Raw genomic sequence first — 18840 nt, forward strand, 5'->3', positions numbered from 1 at the left:
ATGAGGAAGCAATCTCATTTTTATGAAAAGATTACTTCAAATTATGGCACTACATTTATAATTTTCGCAATGACATTTTGATTTTCAGTTATTTAAAGTAAATCCTTAGGTCGAACTCAGGTTAATATCAAGTTATTATATTTTTATATATTTGATTAAGTATTTCACCGTAAGAAGCTTGTCTAATACCAATTATACTTTGTACAAAATAGACTATTTATGAAAAAATATTTACCTCATCTTTTCTTTCTATTAAGTTGTATAGTATTTGGGCAAAATTCTTTGAAAACACAAACTGTAAAAAAGAAAGCTGACTCATTAAAAGTTTCTAAAATTTTAAATTTGGGTATTCAAGAAAAAGACACTCTAAAACAATTAAAATATTTTGAAAAGTCGCTTTCTATTTCTAAAATAAATAAATATAATTTCGGCATATTTTCCTCAAATAAAAGAATAGCCAACTGGAAAAAAAATAGATATAATACCGATTCAGCAATAGCCCAGTTAAAAAAAGGAGCAAAAGAACTACCTTTAAAAAGCAATTATAAATTAAAACTACTGCTGTTGATTGGCGAAGAATTTAAAAGAAAATCAGTATATGATTCTGCCGTTTATTATACCCACAAAGAAATAAATCTAGCTGAAAAAGCAACTAAACAAGAATATATTATTAGGGGTTTTATTCTCCTTGGAAATATTTGGTATCAAAAATTTGAATATGATAAGGCTTTTTTAAATTATGCAAAAGCAGATTCTATTTGCAGCAACGATAAAGTTTTTGAAACCTCCACCCTTCATGCACGAATTTATAATTATATGGGATATGCCGTTAGAACTACACATGGTTATGCAAAATCATTAGAATTTTATAAAAAGGCTAAAAAAGTTTATCAAAAATTAAATAATACATTTGGGATGCAAGAAGTAAACACAGCTATTGCACAAGCCTATATTTCACTAAAAAAATATAAAGAAGCCTTGAAATTATTGAATGAGTCTATCTCTTATCAAGAAAAATTACCTATACACAATTCATATTCTTATGCCGTTATAGTTCGTGGCTTTTTACTTACTAAAATGCATAAACTAAAATTAGCTAAAAAAGATTACCAGTTATACTACTCATTAGCCGTACAAACTAAAAATAAAACATATCAAAGATGGGGGTTGGGCTATTTAGCTAATTTTTATAGTATGAATAAAGAATATGCTAAAGCAATTATTTTTTATAATAAAGTTATTAAATTATGTAAAGAAGAAAATGATTTTGGTAATGAACTCGAATACACGCTTCGACTTATAGACGCTTATAAACGTACAAATAAATTTAAAAAAGCAACCGAAACTTACGATAAGTATATTGTTTTGCTAAAAAAAATTGAGAAAAAAAATATAAATAAAGAAACCCACGCCCTAGAAATAAAATATCAAACACATAAAAAAGAACAAAAAATTGTATTATTAAAAACAGAAAATGAATTAGCAAAACAACAAAAAACAAATCAGCAAAATTTATTTATTACCGGAATAGGAATTACATCGTTAGTAGGATTATTTTTCTTTTTTTCATATAGAAACAGAAAGAAAACGATGCGAAAATTAAAAGAATTAGATCAATTAAAAACGAATTTATTTACAAACATATCTCATGAATTTAGAACACCGCTAACATTAATTTCAAGTCCAATTCAACAACAACTAAAGAAAAAAAATATTTCAAATAAAGATAGAGCTAGTTTTGAAATTATTCAAAATAACACCGCTCGTTTGTTAGATTTGGTTAATCAACTATTAGATATTTCTAAAATAGAAGTGGGTAGTTTAAAATTAAAAATAGCACAACACAATTTAACTTCTTTTTATGGAAAATTATTAGATGGGTTTTCATTTATGGCAAATCAAAAAAAAATTGATTTTAAAGTAAAAATAAATCCAACACCTGAAGAAACTTGGTTTGATAAAGACATTTTAGAAAAAATTTCAACCAATCTACTTTCAAACGCCATAAAATATACACCCATAAAAGGAACCATTATTACCGAGGTTTTTGTGAAAGAAAACAAACTTAATTTTATAGTAAAAAATACTGGAACAGGAATTTTATCTAGCAAAATTTCAAAAATATTTAATCGGTTTTATCAATTAAATAATAATTCTGAAGGAACAGGAATTGGATTGGCATTAGTTAAAGAATTAGTTCTACTTCATAAAGGAAAAATTAAAGCTGAAAGCATCCCAAATCAATGGACAACATTTACCGTTTTACTTCCAGTAAATAAAAAAGCATTTAAAATAGATGAAATTATTACAGAACCATTAATCAATAAAAATATACAAAATATAAGTTTTGATAATGGTAGTACTATCGAATTTCAAAACACCGCAATTAATGAAGAAACCGAAAATCCAATTGCATTAATTGTGGAAGACAATAAGGATGTAAATAATTATATTAGCACTTTATTAAAAGATGAATATACTATTATACAAGCAGTTAATGGTGAAGAAGGAATTAAACTTGCTTTAGAATATGTTCCAGATATTATTATTAGTGATATTATGATGCCTATAAAAGATGGCATTACACTTTGTAATACGTTAAAAACAGATGAGCGTACCAGCCATATTCCTATTATTTTATTAACTGCAAAATCAGGAGAAGAGAATCAAATTAAAGGAATAAAAGTAGGTGCTGATGCTTACATCACCAAACCCTTTAATAATGATTTGTTGCTTTTAAAAGTAGCACAATTAATTGCTATTAGAAAAAAATTACAAACTAGGTATAGCCAAGAAGTAATTTTAAAACCTAAAGATATTGCGGTTAATTCTATTGATGAACGTTTTTTAGAACGTGTACAACAAATTTTAGATACCAATTTAGTTGAATCATCTTTCCATGTAAACGAATTTTCTAAAGCGGTTGGTATGAGCAGAATGCAATTACACCGAAAATTAAAAGTATTAACAGGTTTGTCAACTACAGAATTTATAAGGTCGCAACGCTTAAAACTAGCAGCTCAATTATTAAAAACTTCTGATATAAACATATCGCAAGTAGGTTATAGTGTTGGATTTAATGACCATGCCTATTTTAGCAAATGCTTTAAAAAAGTGTATAAATGCTCTCCCTCAGAATACGCAAAAAAGTAATTAAAACTTTAATTTAACCAATCAAATAGCTCTTTTTTAAAAATGTAACTTAAGTTACATAAGTTATAGTATTTGTTACATTGCTCATAACTAATTGATTATTATCAATCTATATTTATCAAAACAAAATTAGCTGTGTTTTTTGTTAAGGCTTCCTTTTTTAAAAAACATGTTGAATGATTACGATATGTCTAAAAACACATATGAAGGATCTCTAAAAAAGGTTCCTTCAAAAAACATACTATTAAATGTAAAAAACCTTTCTAAAGGAAAATATACTTTAAAAGTTATTAATAGAAATAAAGTAATAAAAACAGTAAGGTTTATTAAAAAATAAATCAATAAATAGTAACAATAATTAAAAATGAAAAAAATGAAAAATTTAAGAAAATCTATCAGTTTAGCTATTTCATTATTTATGATAATAGTATTAGTTCAAGCAGAAAATATTGAAAGCAAAGTATTGTTAATTAAACCTAAAGCTACTATTGAATCACCAATAAATCGTATTTTTTATGAGCTTATGTATAAAATTCAACATGGAAAAGCTTTACAAATAGAAGTAGCTTCAATGAGTATTAATAAATCTAGAAGGCCATATTTGAATTCATATACATCTTATGGAAAAGCTTATTTGGCTAAAGAAAATTCTACAACTTTAAAAACAGATCGAAATGTTAGTATGGAATTTAGTGATAGAAATAATTTTACTGGAAGAAAAACTTTAGAAGGTATAAAAATATATGGAGCTACTAACACTATTAAAGTAGAAATAAAATTAGTTACATGGGGCAATAAAACCATTGTACTAAGAGATGTAAAAATTCATAAAGATGGTTTTGGATATTTTATTACAGGAAGAGTTACTGATGGTAACAGAACTGTATATTATACATTAGGAATATTTGAAGTTCAAACCATAATATAAAATGAAACTTTTAAAAATAACCATACTAACCTTATTTTTAGGTTTAACGAATATGCAAGCTCAAATTAGGAATACTAATTTAAACAAGCCTAAAATTAGACCAAGATTATCTTTACCGTCATATGTTACTAATACATTTGATAAAATCATGTATGATTTAGACCATGGCATCTGTTATAAAGTTGCTATGGTTTCACTTGAATTAGATACTAAAAATGTCAATCATAACTCTTTTAATATTGAAACACGCCATGGAAAAGGATTTTTGGTAAAAGATGGAAATGAGTTAAAAGCAATATTTCCTTTGCAAATGGGTATAAAGCAAACTCGATATCAACAAACTGTTGAAACTACACTTAGAATTAGTAAAGACCGAAATAATGCTAAAATTGATATTCGAAACTCAGTTTATTATCATCTAATTTATGATGCAAAAATTGTAAAAAAGAAAAACGGATATTTTATAACCGTTAAAAAAAATACGAGTATAAAAACGGTTTCTTTCACTTTTGCAATATATAAAACACCTTGTTTAATTTAAATACAACTTTATGAAAAAGTTTTTAATAATTCTTGTTTTGGCAGTTTTTGGAAACATATCATCTGTTCATGCACAATTTTGGAAAAAATTAGGAAAAAGAGCAGCCGAGGCAGCTAAAGAAACCGTAACTCAAAAAGTAGAAAATAAAACTGCAGAAAAAACAGGAAATGTAATGGATACAATTCTTAGTTCAGATAAAAAAATTAAGAAACTAGGAAAACATAAGAGGCGTAAAAATAAAGCAAAGAAGTCTTCTAAATCCAATGATAATAATGGAAATAGTTCTGAAAACACAGTAAACAGCAACAAAGATTTTGTAGCTGGAACAAAAATTATTTATTCCGATACTTTTAAAAATGATGCTATTGGCGATTTTCCTATAACTTGGAATACCAATTCCTCTGGTCAAGTGGTTACTTTTGGTAACGACAATACCCGTTGGTTACAATTAGACTTAGGGCAATATACGCCAGATGGTATTACAGAAATACCTAAAAATTGCACCTTTGAGTTCGACCTTAGCGTTTCTAATAATTTCGATTGGTATTCTGATGGAATATGGGTAAATATTATTGAAGTTAAAGACAAAAGAAAAGACTTTACTAAATGGACACGTTTTGGCTGGGGAGCAAATGGCGTTAGGTTACGATTAAAACCCAAAAATTTTAATTATGTAGGCGAAACATCAATTACTACCTATTTAAATAGTGAAAAAATTATAGAAAATTCAAAAAACACAAAACAATTCACTATTAAAAATAATACCGTTCACGTTTCACTTTGGCGACAAAAAACTAGATTAAGAGTTTACCTTAATAGTGAAAAAGTATGGGATATACCTCGTGCTTTTGGTACAGTTAATTACAATGCTATAACCTTTAATACTGCAGGCAAAGAAGCTGAACATTTTTTTGTTAGCAATCTACGTTTAGCTGTTGCAGGTAAAGATATGCGACATCCATTACTAGAAACAGGTAGATTTGAGACTAATGAAATTCTTTTTGATGTTAATAAAGCTACCATAAAACCGAGTAGTTTTAAAATCCTTGACGATCTAGGTAAAGTTTTGCAAGATAATCCTGAAGTAAATATTAAAATTATTGGTCATACCGATAGTGATGGTACAGCTGCCTCAAATCTAATACTTTCAAAAAAAAGAGCCCAAGCAATAAAAGAATATTTAAGTGATAATTTTCCTATTGCGGGTAAACGCATGTTAGTTATTGGCAAAGGCGAAAGTGAACCTATTACAAGTAATACAACAGCTGCTGGTAAAGCCAAAAACAGACGTGTAGAATTTATAAAAATTTAATAACTCTTATAATAATAACAATTTAAAATATTTATCATGAAAAATTCAAATAAAAAAAATTACAAAAAACCAAATTATTTAAAAGCAATTAAAAGTGGACTCTTCTTAATTATAACCATCTTTTTTTTAAAAGCAAACAGTATTAACGCTTCTAATGGTAAACTTCTAAAATTTAATAATTCCATTTCTGAGATTACCATAGACCCAGTATATAACCAACTTTTTAATGCTATTAAAAGTGGACGAAAATGTTATAATGTTAAAGTTACTTCGGTTAGTGTAAAAAATAATAATTATGCTTTTACATCTTTTTCAGTTGGGTTTTTACGAATTCAAAGTGGATATAATATTGCAATAAGCGGCCTTCAAACAGAATTTGACGATCGTAGCAATTTTCGAGGAGCTAAAACTGTTGAAAATTTGGTTATTTATAAAAATGGGAAATATAGTATTGGCATGACTGTAAATATGAGAACTTGGGGAAATAAAACCATAAAGCTTAAAAATGTAAAAATCACAAAAGAACCTTATGGATATTTTATTACAGGAAAGGCAACCGATGGTAACAGAACGGTTTATTATACATTGGGGATATATGAAACTACTTGTTTAATTTAAATATAACATACACCAAAATTAATTCTAAAAATCTATAGTCATGAAAATTTTATTTAAAATATCTATAATTGCTATAATAACAATTACATCTGCAACAGCACAAATAAGAAACACCAAAAAAATCAATTTAACTAAAAAAGTATATTTACCTAAAGATAGATTAAATCTCAGTAATCAATATCTCAATTTAGAAACAATAAAAAGCAATATAAAGTCCAGTAAAAAATGCTACAATATAGATGTTAGTTCTACTGCAATTATTCCACCAAAATATCCAAAATATGTAAAATCTATAGATGCTTATTATAGTGCTAGAGGGTATGTATTTGTTGAATTGAATTATCTTAGAACCAATGGATTACTCTTAAGAAGCGATGTAAGTTTTAGTAAATTTAAAGGAAATAATTATGAAGTTTTAATTTATCCTGAAAGCAATAATAAAAAGAAAATTGATAAAAACAGAATTAAAATTACATGGCATATGCCCGATCAGGGTGTCCAAACATTCAATTTGAGACACGTATCAATTCAATATAAAACTTATGGTATTTTAATAATTGGCGATTATGATATTAACGGTGTTATAACTGGGGTATCCATAAGTTTAACACCTACTAACTGTCTAATTTAAGAAACACTTAAAAAAAAGGTTTATGAAAAATATTTTAACAGTACTCATCATTATCTTTTTTATATCCACAAATATGGCTCAAGAACATAGTTGGAAATGTGTTAAAGGTGGTGCTCAAAGTAAATTTCCAGCTAATCCAGAAAATGAGTTGAACGCGAATTTTAAATTTGACTATCAAATAAACTCAACCTTCGAAGTCCCCATAAAAGGAAAACCCAAACGATTTACAGTACGCTATTATGTGAATTCTCAAGATGGATCCCTCTTTTTTCCAGATGGAATTTTATGGATGAATAATTTTAACAAAGAGGGTAAAGAGTATAGATTTGACGGTGCTGTACGACTTGCAAATGGTCAAATGGGAATATATCTTTATGACAAAAAATATCATAAAAAAAGAGTTTTTACCGTAGCTTCAAAAAAATCAGCTGCTGATAATTTTTTAAATACCCATTTGGCCTTACTATCCTTTTTTAATGATCGCAATGATCCCGAAGTTAAACAAGAAAATCCTGAACCACTTCCCCTAGGTGTTGATTGGAGTGGTATTTTACACGGTTATACGGGTTATATTTATAATAACGCTGATAGAGCCAAATTGACTATTTATTTAGACGAGCAACCCATGTTACCTGATAAAACAAGTGTTCCCGTAGCAGGATTTTTAGCTGGAGTACTTAATTATTTAGATAATCAAAAATGTAATGCACTTATTGTTTTTTCTAAAATTGAAAATGAAAATGGCGATTATATGCAAGAAGAGCTCCAATCTATTGGAAAATTATCAAAAAGTTTTAATGGAAATTCCTACAAACCTTTTGGTTTAACCAATGAAATAATGGGTGGACCAAAAACGGGCATTCAAAATATGCAGGCTAAAATGGCTGCATTTCAAGCTAAAGCAATGGCATTAGGAAATAAAATTAATCAACTTAGAAAAGAAAAACAAGATTGTTTAAAAACCGAAAAAGGAGGTTCTCATTATTGTAGAGATCATTATGACCCTTTAATTAAAAAAGCTAAAGACGAAGCCAAAAAATTACAATTTGATTTAATGAAAAAGATGGGTGTAGAAGATATGATTGAAAATAACTAGTAATAAAAAATTAAAAAAATAACTTAAACAGTAACCTAAAAAATTTATTATGAATACAAACAAAAAACAGAAAAATAGTTTTAATTTTTTAATTAAAAATATAAAAACACTCATTTTTATAAATATGATTCTTTTTGCTATTTCTTGTAGCAAAAGTGACCCTATTTCACCAGCACCTACTCCTATACCAACACCTACTGTTAAAGACATCTATATAACAGGTTATGATTATATTGGATCTAATGGCGTTGCTAAAGTTTGGAAAAATGGTATAGAAACTGCCTTAACAGATGGATCTATATACAATTATACAAAAGCAATTGCAATTGTAGGAAACGATATATATGTAGCTGGAAATGCAGTAGTTGATTTTAATGGTGTTGCTAAGTATTGGAAAAATGGTACAGCAACTAATCTTTCAGACGGAACTAGTAATGCCGATGCCCAAGATATAACTGTTGTTGGTAGTGATGTGTATGTTGCAGGATACACAACTTCTACGGTTGATGGAATACATCAAGTTGCCACCTTTTGGAAAAATGGTGTAGCAACTAAGCTCACAGATGGAACGCAACATGCCCGTTTATTTTCTATAGTTGCTAAAGGTAGCGATGTGTATGTAGCTGGTAGCGAAGATAATGTTACATATTCGATTGCTAAAGTTTGGAAAAATGGTGTAGCAATAGCATTAACAGACGGAACTCAATATGCTAATGCCAATGCAATTACTGTGGTAGGAAGTGATGTGTATGTAGCAGGCTATGAATATAATGGTACTACCTATGTTGCAAAAGTTTGGAAAAATGGCATTGAAACTGCACTAACAGATGGTTTGCAAGGTGCTAATGCCAATGCAATTACCGTGGTAGGAAATGATGTATATGTGGTTGGTTATGAAAATAATGGCACTAAAGATGTTGCTAAATTTTGGAAAAATGGAATTGCAACAGTATTAACAAATGGAACGCAAGATGCTGGTGCCAAAGCTATAGTCCTGATAGGAAGTGATGTATATATAGCTGGTTATGAATCTAATGGAACAAATTTTATTGCCAAATATTGGAAAAATGGCATAGCTACAAATTTGATAACAAATGTTACTTCAAATTCATTTGCAATGGGAATAGCTATTACCACTAATTAAAAATAAAACTTCTTATAAGATAATTATCAAATTAAGCAATTTTATAATGCTTTCTGATTAAAAATTAGAATTGTAAAAATTAAAAAACAACTTAAATAATAGCCTAAATTTTTTTTATGAACACAAACAAAAAACAGAAAAACATTTTTAATTTTTTAATTAAAAATATAAAAATACTCATTTTCATAAATATGATACTTTTTGCTATTTCTTGTAGTAAAAGTGACACTATTTCACCAGCACCTACTCCTATACCAACACCTACTGTTAAAGATATCTATGTGGTAGGTTCAGAATCTAACGGCACAAACTCTGTTTCAAAAGTTTGGAAAAATGATGTTGCATCTGCATTGACAGATGGTACTAATTCTAGTCGTGCGTATGCATTAACTGTGATAGAAAATGATATATATGTTGCAGGGTATGAATCAAACGGTACAAATGATGTAGCCAAAATTTGGAAAAATGGTGTAGCAACAAGCCTAACCGATGGAACTGGTACTTCTAGTGCTTTTGCAATAACTGTGAAAGGAAACGATGTATATGTAGCAGGAAATGAATTTAATGGAACAAAATCTGTTGCTAAAATTTGGAAAAATGGCATAGCGACAGCATTAACCGATGGAACTCAATTTGGTTCTGCGGAAGATATCTTTGTGGAAGGAAACGATGTATATGCAACAGGGGAAGAATCTAACAGCACTAATTTAATTGCAAAAATTTGGAAAAATGGTGTAGCAACAGCATTAACCGATGGTACTAATAGAGCAATTGCCAATGCAATTACTGTGGTAGGAAGTGATGTGTATGTAGCAGGCTCTGAATATAATGGTACTACCTATGTTGCTAAAGTTTGGAAAAATGGCATTGAAACTGCATTAACCGATGGATCTCAAAATGCTTCTTCTAAAGCCATAACAGTGGTAGGAAGTGATGTTTATGTGGTTGGTTATGAAAATAATGGCACTAAAAATGTTGCAAAAATTTGGAAAAATGGAATTGCAACAGCATTAACAGATGGAACGCAAGATGCTGGAGTCAGTGCAATTAGTTTGGTAGGAAGTGATGTTTATGTAGTAGGCAGTGAATCTAACGGAACAAATTCTATTGCCAAATATTGGAAAAATGGCATAGCTACAAATTTGATAACAAATGTTACTTCAAATTCATTTGCAATGGGAATAGCTATTACCACTAATTAAAAAGACAAACAAAAGTGAAAAGAAGTAAAAACATTATAATTATAAGTATTGCTATTATTATTTCAATTTTACTAGTAATATATAGTGGCAGTGATAAAGGTTTAGAAGCTTTTATAGCCATACCGTTATTACTTTTTTTAAATGCAAGTTTAAGCATCTATGGTTTTTTAACTAAGCAGAAAAAAATAGGAATTGCAGGGTTAATCTTGTTTTTTGTAGCTCCAATTTTTGCTTTTATATATTTTATAAATGTATTTCAATTTTTAACAAGATAAAACATAAGTAGTAATCATAAAACCCGTTGTGCATTATGATAAAATTCTGTCAATTCGAGTGAATTTTAGCCTTTTTAGGCTTAAAATTAGCTACTCAATTATTAAGATCTTCCGATATTAACATTTCTCAGGTAGGTTATAGTGTAGGATTTAATGACCATGCCTATTTTAGTAAATGCTTTAAAAAAATGTATAATTGTACTCCTTCAGAATTTGCTAAAAAGTAGACTTTTAAACATATTCTTTTTTATAAAATCCTAAGAAAACTTCTTAGTTACTTTAGTTACATAAGTTATAACATCTGTTACAATGCTTATAACTAATGGTGTATTATAGACTTACATTTATCAAAACTAAATTGCTATTAGTTGCCTTGCTAATTATAGTAAACTCAATTTTAAAAAACGAGTTGAATTATAGCAACATGTCAAAAAACATTTTATTAAATATAAATAACTTAGAAAATGGCAATTATATATTAAAAATAATACATAAAAATAAAATCATTAAAAAAATAACTTTTAAAAAGTAAAAATTATGAGAAAACAAATTACATTTTTTATATGCTCACTTATTGTTTTTACGAGTTACTCGCAAACAATTGAAAAGTTTAGTATAGATAATGGCGGAGCCTCAGCCTCTGCAGGAGGAATTGAGATTCTTTATACCATTGGAGAAGTAAATGTACAGGAACTGAGTGCAGTTAGTGTTGCTGTTTCCGAAGGATTTATTAATACAAATTTTAGTGTTTTAATTGCTCCAAAGGTTTTTTTACAAGGTCCAATGTTAAATCAAGCAACAGCTGGATTAATGAATGACAATTTACGAACTTCAAGTTACATACCAACTACAAGTCCTTATAGCGATGGAGCAACAATTACTGCTTCGGTATTAAATACTGGTGGAAGCTCAGGAACAGGATTGGCACAAGATGATATTGTAGATTGGGTTTGGGTAGAATTACGTGCCGCAAATGATAATACCAAACTTATTAATGAAAAATCAGCTTTACTGCAACGCGATGGAGATATTGTTGCTTTGGATGGTGTTTCTAATTTAATAATGACCGCTGCACCAACCAATTATTATATAGTTGTAAAACATAGAAACCATTTAGGAGCTATGACGGCGACTGCTAATTATGGATTAACAGAAGCAACGGCAACAATCGTAGATTTTAAAAGTAATGGTTTGTCAACTTATGGTAGCAATGCACGTGTAGATTTAGGTTCTGGGGTTATGGCACTTTGGGCTGGTGATACCAATACAAGCAATCAAATTAAATTTTCTGGTGCTAGTAACAATACCAACGTTATTAAAGATGTGGTACTTGCCGATCCAAGTAATGGATTTAATTCGGTAACTTTCTCATCATCAGGCTATTTAGATATTGATGTTGATTTAAATGGTAGCGGAAAATTCTCTGGTTCGGGTAATGATAGTAATATTATAAAAGATAATGTATTAGCAAATCCAGGAAATGGATTTCATTCACCAACCTATACCATTTCAACAACGGTACCAACAAAAATTTAAATAATAAAAAAAGAATAATTAATTAAAAACAAAAAATCATGAAAAAACTTTACATCACATTCGTATTTATTTTAACCGTATTAATTAGCAATGCACAAGGCTATACCTTTGGTATTGTGCATATCTCAGGTTACAATTTTAAAGTTGTTGCCATTCCAGATTTTACATCAACAGGTAACACTGATGTTTCTGATGTAGGATTTACTTTAGTGTTACCAGCCGGAACGGCAGATGCTGTAAATCCTGTAGGATTATTAACTGCTAGAACTTGGTCTGTTGCACAACATGATGCAGCAAATTTAACAGCTGTTGCTGGTTTAGGTGATGGCACTAAAGATGTATTTCAGTTTAACTTACCTCCAGGGCAAAGTATTTTAGCTCATACAGCAGGTCAACAAATAGATTTGGTAAGTTTTGACGTTAGCAATTCACCAGTCACAGGCGTAATGAGTATTTTATTAAACAGCGACCCAATTGCTACAGGTGCTGGTGGAGTTTTTGATAGTTTTTATAATTCTGATATTGATGGACCAGGAGTTGGAACAGGAACAACAGATTATTTTGCTGGTTTAGCTCCTGGGATGGAAAGCATTAATTTTTCAACATTAGCAGTTCAAACGTTTAATTTAGAACATAATGTCGCAATTTATCCTAATCCTACTTCAAATTATATTCATATTTCTTCTTCTTTAACTTTTGATAAAGTGGCTTTGTATGATGTATTAGGAAAGCAAGTGTTAAGTACAAAAAATGTATCTCAACTTAAAGTTGACCAACTGCACTCAGGGTTGTACTTTTTAAAGCTTTCTACTAAAACAGGAGATAGTGCAATTAAAAAGATAATAATTAAATAAATTAAACAACGTCATTGCGATGAGGAACGAAGAAGCAATCTCAATATAACAAACAGATTACCGCGTCTCTAAACGCTCCTCGTAATGACCATAGAAAAACAGTATAAGAGTAATTAAAGTATAGAATAAATTAAAAAACGTCATTGCAAAAAGCAACAAAAAAATAATTTCATTATGATAAAATTTCGTCAATTCGAGTGAATTTTAACCTTTTTAGGCTTAAAATTAGTATCGAGAATATTTTTTAGTTAGAAATAGCCATTCTCAATACCATTTTTTATCAAAAATTACTTGCCTTACTGGCAGGCATTCTCGAACTGACATAACAGGATATTAAACAACGTCATTGCGATAAGGAACGAAGAAGCAATCTCAATATAATAAGCAGATTACCACATCGCTAAAAAGCTCCTCGTAATGACCGCAGAAAAACAGTATAAGAGTAATTAAAGTATAGCATAAATTAAACAACGTCATTGCGATGAGGTACGAAGAAGCAATCTCATCTCATAATAAACAGATTACCGCGTCGTAAAAAACTCCTTGTAATGACAAATAAACCAAAACATAAAAATCATGAAGCCACAAAAAAGTATTTTAACAGTCCTATTATTATTTATAGCACTAACAGCAATTGCCCAACAAGGCATTAACTACAAAGCTTTAATAAAAGATAGCAGCGGTAATGTAGTTGCTAACCAAAGTGTAACCATACAATTTATTATTTACCAAGGTGTAGCACTTACCAATAATGTGTACCAAGAAAGCCATACCGTAAATACCGATGCCAATGGTATTGTTATTGTTAACATTGGAAAAGGAACAGTTAATAGCGGTGTTTTTGCCAATATTAATTGGGGAGCCGACCAGCATTTTTTAAATGTGCAAGTAAATACTGGCACTGGTTTGGTAGATTTAGGCACTACCGAATTTATGGCGGTACCTTATGCCAAGCATGCTACTACAGCAGCCACCGCAACTAATATAACTGGTCTTGAAAAAATTACAGAAGGTGCAAATACAGGTTGGCGGTTAATTGGAAGGGACCCTACATTATATGGTGATATAGGTAATAATGCTACAGATTTAAGTTTTAGTAATACAACTTCACCAATATTAGGTGCAACGGGTAATTATTCTACTGCAATGGGAAATTATACAACAGCTTCTGGCTCTAGTTCTACAGCAATGGGAAATCATACAACAGCTTCAGGATTGATAACTACAGCAATGGGAGATTATACAACGGCTTCAGGTCAATTTTCCATAGCAATGGGAAATCATACAACTGCTTCAGGTAATTATTCCACAGCAATGGGGGCTTCTACAACGGCCTCTGGAGAGAGGACCACAGCCATGGGAGATGCTGCAACAGCTTCAGGTACTAATGCTACTGCAATGGGAAATAATACAACAGCTTCAGGAGATATTTCCACAGCAATGGGATTTCAAACAAAAGCAGAATCTTATATTTCAACTGTAGTGGGACGTTATAATCTTGGAGGTGGTAGTGCCACAAGTTGGACAACTACAGACCCTTTGTTTGAAATAGGTAATGGTAGTAGCAGTTCTAATTTAAGCAACGCCCTTACGGTTTTAAAAAATGGTACCATAACCGCACCAAGTGTAACAAATGCATTAATAACTACGGCAGGGGCTAAAGCCTTAATAACCAAAGAATATGCCGAAACTAATTTAATAGCTTCTGGCCTCGAAAAAATTACAGAAGGTGGCAATACTGGTCGGCGGTTAATTGGGCAAAACCCTGCTAATTATGGTAATATTGGTAATAATGCAGTAGATTTGAGTTATAGTGCTACTAATTTAACATTATATGGGGCAACAGGCAACTATTCAACAGCAATGGGAATTAAAACTCGAGCTTCTGGCAATATCTCAACTTCAATGGGTTCAAACACTTTAGCTTCAGGTTCAGTTTCTACAGCAATGGGTCTGCTTTCATTGGCATCAGGTGATTATTCCACAGCAATAGGATATTTTACAACAGCTTCTAGTTTTGCTTCTGTTGCAATAGGTAGATATAATATAGGAGCTTCTACTGATTCTGCTAATTGGGTTACTACTGACCCTGTATTTGAAATTGGTAATGGATTAGGTAATACAACAAGAAGTAACGCCCTTACCGTTTATAAAAACGGAAATACTGATGTTTCAGGAGTAATAAGAGCTAGTGGAAATATATGGCCAACTACTGGTGCAGGTGTAGAAATAGCTTATGATAGTTCTCTTAATAAAGGATATATTCAATCTTATGATAGAACTACCTCTGCTTGGAGAGATTTAGTAGTTGGAGCCTTTGATATATATCCTGTTAAAGATAATTACACAAATTTAGGAATCACTACCAATAGATGGACGGCAGTCTATGCTGTAAATGGTACTATTCAAACCTCTGATAGACGAATGAAAAAAGAAATAAATAATATTAAATACGGTTTAAAAACTGTTATGCAATTACGACCTGTTACGTATAAATGGAAAAAAGGAAATCAAGATATAAACTTAGGTTTAATAGCACAAGAAGTACAAAAATTAATTCCAGAAATTGTAGATGTGGGTACCGATAAAGACCAAACCCTTGGCTTAAAATATACGGCTTTAATACCAGTAGTAATAAAAGCTACCCAAGAACAACAAAAAATTATTGAGAAACAACAAAAAGCCATTGAAACGCAACAAAAAGAAATAGTAGAGCTTAAAAAAATGGTAAATAAATTGTTAAAACAAAGAATATTGGTTAGTAATTAGTAAAAAACTTTGACTTCAAAATTAGTTGAAAACAACGTCATTGCAAAAAGAAACAAAAAAATAAGTTCATTATGATAAAATTTCGTCAATTCGAGTGAATTTTAACCTTTTTAGGCTTAAAATTAGTATCGAGAATATTTTTTAGTTAGAAGCCACCATTCTCAATACCATTTTTTATCAAAAATTACTTGCCTTACTGGCAGGCATTCTCGAACTGACGTAACAGGATATTAAAAAACGTCATTGCGATGGGTCCCGATAGCTATCGGGAGAAGAAGCAATCTCAATATAATAAGCAGATTACCACGTCGTAAAAAACTCCTCGTAATGACCGTAAAAAATAGTATAAGAGTAATTAAAGTATAGCATAAATTAAACAACGTCATTGCGATGAGGTACGAAGAAGCAATCTCATCTCATAATAAACAGATTACCACGTCGTAAAAACGCTCCTCGTAATGACAACTCAAAATATTGAAACGTAGTATTTTAAACCAAAACATAAAAATCATGAAGCCACAAAAAAGTATTTTAACAGTCCTATTATTATTTATAGCACTAACAACAATTGCCCAACAAGGCATTAACTATAAAGCCTTAATAAAAGATAGTAGTGGTAATGTATTAGCATCTTCACCCGTAACCATACAATTTATTATTTACCAAGGTACAGCACTAGCAACCGCTACCAATGTCTATCAAGAAAGCCATACCGTAAATACCGATGCCAATGGTATTGTTATTGTAAATATAGGACAAGGTACCACAAGCGATATTTTTGCCAATATTAATTGGGGCATTGACCGACATTTTTTAAATGTGCAAGTAAATACGGGCACTGGTTTGGTAGATTTAGGCACTACCGAGTTTATGTCGGTACCTTATGCTAAACATGCTACAACAGCAACCACCGCCTTAAATACTGAAAGTGCAAATAATGGTTTAACAATAGATGGAAGTACTGTTATAGATAATGGTGCAGGTTGGCACAGAAGTTACGGAGCTACAGGTTGGTATAATGGAACGTATGGAGGTGGAATATATATGAAAAATTCTACATGGGTAGAGGTTTATAGTAAAAGTTTTTTAGTTCCATCAGGTACTTTTCAGGTTGGTAATATTGGTAATAGTACATTTAGAGTAGCTAATGGTAATGTTGGCATTGGAACAGATGCTCCAAGTGAGAAACTACAAATTGTAGGTGGTAACATTCAGCTAGATGAAGGACAGGGAATAAGAATAAACAATACAGGTTCTTATTCCACTTTCAAAACCGTCGGTGCAAACACCAATATCACAAGTTTTTCGGGTGGTAATATTAACTTAAGTACAAGTCCTTATTTAGGATATGCAGGTGGTGGTTCTCTTACAAGATTAACAGTTGGCTCGAATGGAAATGTTGGCATTGGGACAATTACTCCAACTTCAAAATTAGATGTTAATGGTGTATTAAGAGCCAGCGGAAACACTTGGCCAACAACGGGTGCTGGCGTTGAAATTGCTTATGATCCTAGTAAATGTGGTGAGGCTGTAGTAGGAGGTTGCTTGTCTTATGGTGTTGGTTATGTGCAAACTTACGATAGGGATACTAACACGTGGAAAGATTTATCTATTGGTGCTTCAAGCCTTAGACCTCTTAGCGATAATTTTACAAGTTTGGGCACCTATAATAGAAGATGGATAAAAGTGTATGCAGTAAATGGTACTATTCAAACTTCAGATAGAAGACTAAAAAAAGAAATAAATAATATAAACTACGGTTTAAATACAGTTATGAAACTGCGCCCAGTTACTTATAAATGGAAAAAAGGAAATCAAGATGTAAACTTAGGTTTAATAGCGCAAGAAGTACAAAAATTAATCCCAGAAATGGTAGATGTTGGCACAGATAAAAAACAAACCCTTGGGTTAAAATATACCGAGTTAATACCTGTACTTATAAAAGGGATGCAAGAACAACAAAAAGAAATAGCAGAGCTTAAAAAAATGGTAAATAAATTATTAAAACAAAGAATATTGGTTAGTAATTAGTAAAAAACTTTGACTTCAAAATTAGTTGAAAACAACGTCATTGCAAAAAGCAACAAAAAAATAATTTCATTATGATAAAATTTCATCAATTCGAGTGAATTTTAACCTTTTTAGGCTTAAAATTAGTATCGAGAATATTTTTTGTTTAAATCAATACTAAATAATAATAATTTACTTTTTAATTAGTAACTTTATAAGTCAACTTAAATTTTAGCGTTATGATACAGTTACTAAAAAATACTACAAACAATGTACTTGCTTTAGAAGTAATTGAAAGCTTTACAGAAGCAGATGAAAAATTTTGTCAAAAATTATTTGATGAAAGAAGAAACTTAGGCATCGAGCAAATTAATGTTTTGATAAAATTAGATGAATTAAAAATATCAAAAATAAGTATTAAAGCTTTTTTTGAAGATATTATTTGGACTTTTAGAAACTATAAACATTTAGGTCATATTGCAATTGTAGCACATTCAAATATTATTAAAGCATTGGTTCCTATTGATAATCTATTTTTTGAACGAGCTAGCAAAGGAAGATTAGAACGCTATTTTGATGTGTCTCAATTAAAAGAAGCCTTTGATTTTGTAGCTAAAACAAATTGATATATTGTTTACAGTTAGATTAAATAGTCGAACCTATTTTATTACAAGAAGATAGTTTTAATAGTGTTTTCAGTTGTTTTTATTACCAAAATAGGGTTCAAAAAAGACCAGTTTTTAGTATCTTGGTGCATAAAACCTTGTCAAA

General features: G+C 30.2%; 17 protein-coding genes. All 17 read left to right on the top strand.

Translation table 11 applies throughout. From position 1 onward, the window contains the following. Window positions 1–219: 219 nt before the first annotated feature. The 17 genes from L3J60_RS11250 (at window position 220) to L3J60_RS11325 (ending at window position 18695) form a co-directional block, all read left to right on the top strand. Complete coding sequence (locus L3J60_RS11250; RefSeq protein ID WP_291975636.1) at window positions 220–3153, top strand: response regulator; 2934 nt, start codon at window positions 220–222, stop codon at window positions 3151–3153. Between the two features lie 169 nt (window positions 3154–3322). Beyond that, window positions 3323–3490 (top strand): hypothetical protein, encoded by a 168-nt coding sequence (locus tag L3J60_RS11255; RefSeq protein ID WP_291975637.1) that lies wholly within the window; start codon window positions 3323–3325, stop codon window positions 3488–3490. Between the two features lie 36 nt (window positions 3491–3526). Next, entirely contained in the window at window positions 3527–4081 is a 555-nt protein-coding gene (locus L3J60_RS11260; protein WP_291975638.1) for a hypothetical protein, read from the top strand. A 1-nt stretch (window position 4082) separates the two neighbouring features. Next, window positions 4083–4622 carry a hypothetical protein gene (locus L3J60_RS11265; RefSeq protein ID WP_291975639.1) on the top strand — a complete coding sequence of 180 codons (540 nt, stop codon included), beginning with the start codon at window positions 4083–4085 and terminating at the stop codon, window positions 4620–4622. 10 nt (window positions 4623–4632) lie between these two features. Then, entirely contained in the window at window positions 4633–5934 is a 1302-nt protein-coding gene (locus tag L3J60_RS11270) for an OmpA family protein (RefSeq protein WP_291975640.1), read from the top strand. Between the two features lie 36 nt (window positions 5935–5970). Further along, complete coding sequence (locus L3J60_RS11275) at window positions 5971–6552, top strand: hypothetical protein (protein WP_291975642.1); 582 nt, start codon at window positions 5971–5973, stop codon at window positions 6550–6552. 40 nt (window positions 6553–6592) lie between these two features. Next, window positions 6593–7183: a hypothetical protein gene (locus L3J60_RS11280; RefSeq protein WP_291975643.1), complete on the top strand. Its 591-nt coding sequence runs from the start codon at window positions 6593–6595 to the stop codon at window positions 7181–7183. A 22-nt stretch (window positions 7184–7205) separates the two neighbouring features. Continuing rightward, entirely contained in the window at window positions 7206–8279 is a 1074-nt protein-coding gene (locus tag L3J60_RS11285; RefSeq protein ID WP_291975644.1) for a hypothetical protein, read from the top strand. Between the two features lie 49 nt (window positions 8280–8328). Beyond that, window positions 8329–9423, top strand: a complete 1095-nt coding sequence (locus L3J60_RS11290; protein WP_291975645.1) for a hypothetical protein — start codon at window positions 8329–8331, stop codon at window positions 9421–9423. Between the two features lie 116 nt (window positions 9424–9539). Continuing rightward, entirely contained in the window at window positions 9540–10625 is a 1086-nt protein-coding gene (locus L3J60_RS11295) for a hypothetical protein (RefSeq protein WP_291975646.1), read from the top strand. Window positions 10626–10639: 14 nt separating this feature from the next. Continuing rightward, on the top strand, window positions 10640–10900 hold the full coding sequence (locus tag L3J60_RS11300) for a hypothetical protein (protein ID WP_291975647.1): 261 nt from the start codon (window positions 10640–10642) through the stop codon (window positions 10898–10900). Between the two features lie 62 nt (window positions 10901–10962). Beyond that, a complete protein-coding gene (locus L3J60_RS13465; protein ID WP_366837271.1) occupies window positions 10963–11127 on the top strand; it encodes a helix-turn-helix domain-containing protein in 165 nt (54 codons plus the stop codon). A 310-nt stretch (window positions 11128–11437) separates the two neighbouring features. Continuing rightward, window positions 11438–12436: a hemagglutinin protein gene (locus tag L3J60_RS11305; RefSeq protein ID WP_291975648.1), complete on the top strand. Its 999-nt coding sequence runs from the start codon at window positions 11438–11440 to the stop codon at window positions 12434–12436. Window positions 12437–12474: 38 nt separating this feature from the next. Continuing rightward, complete coding sequence (locus tag L3J60_RS11310) at window positions 12475–13290, top strand: T9SS type A sorting domain-containing protein (protein ID WP_291975649.1); 816 nt, start codon at window positions 12475–12477, stop codon at window positions 13288–13290. Between the two features lie 576 nt (window positions 13291–13866). Continuing rightward, entirely contained in the window at window positions 13867–16059 is a 2193-nt protein-coding gene (locus tag L3J60_RS11315) for a tail fiber domain-containing protein (protein ID WP_291975650.1), read from the top strand. A 510-nt stretch (window positions 16060–16569) separates the two neighbouring features. Next, entirely contained in the window at window positions 16570–18090 is a 1521-nt protein-coding gene (locus tag L3J60_RS11320) for a tail fiber domain-containing protein (RefSeq protein WP_291975651.1), read from the top strand. A gap of 218 nt (window positions 18091–18308) precedes the next feature. Further along, window positions 18309–18695, top strand: coding sequence for an STAS/SEC14 domain-containing protein (locus L3J60_RS11325; protein WP_291975652.1), 387 nt, complete (start codon window positions 18309–18311; stop codon window positions 18693–18695). The last annotated feature ends 145 nt before the right edge of the window (window positions 18696–18840 follow it).

Origin of the sequence: Lutibacter sp. (assembly GCF_021647475.1) — a bacterium.
Lineage (GTDB): Bacteria > Bacteroidota > Bacteroidia > Flavobacteriales > Flavobacteriaceae > Lutibacter.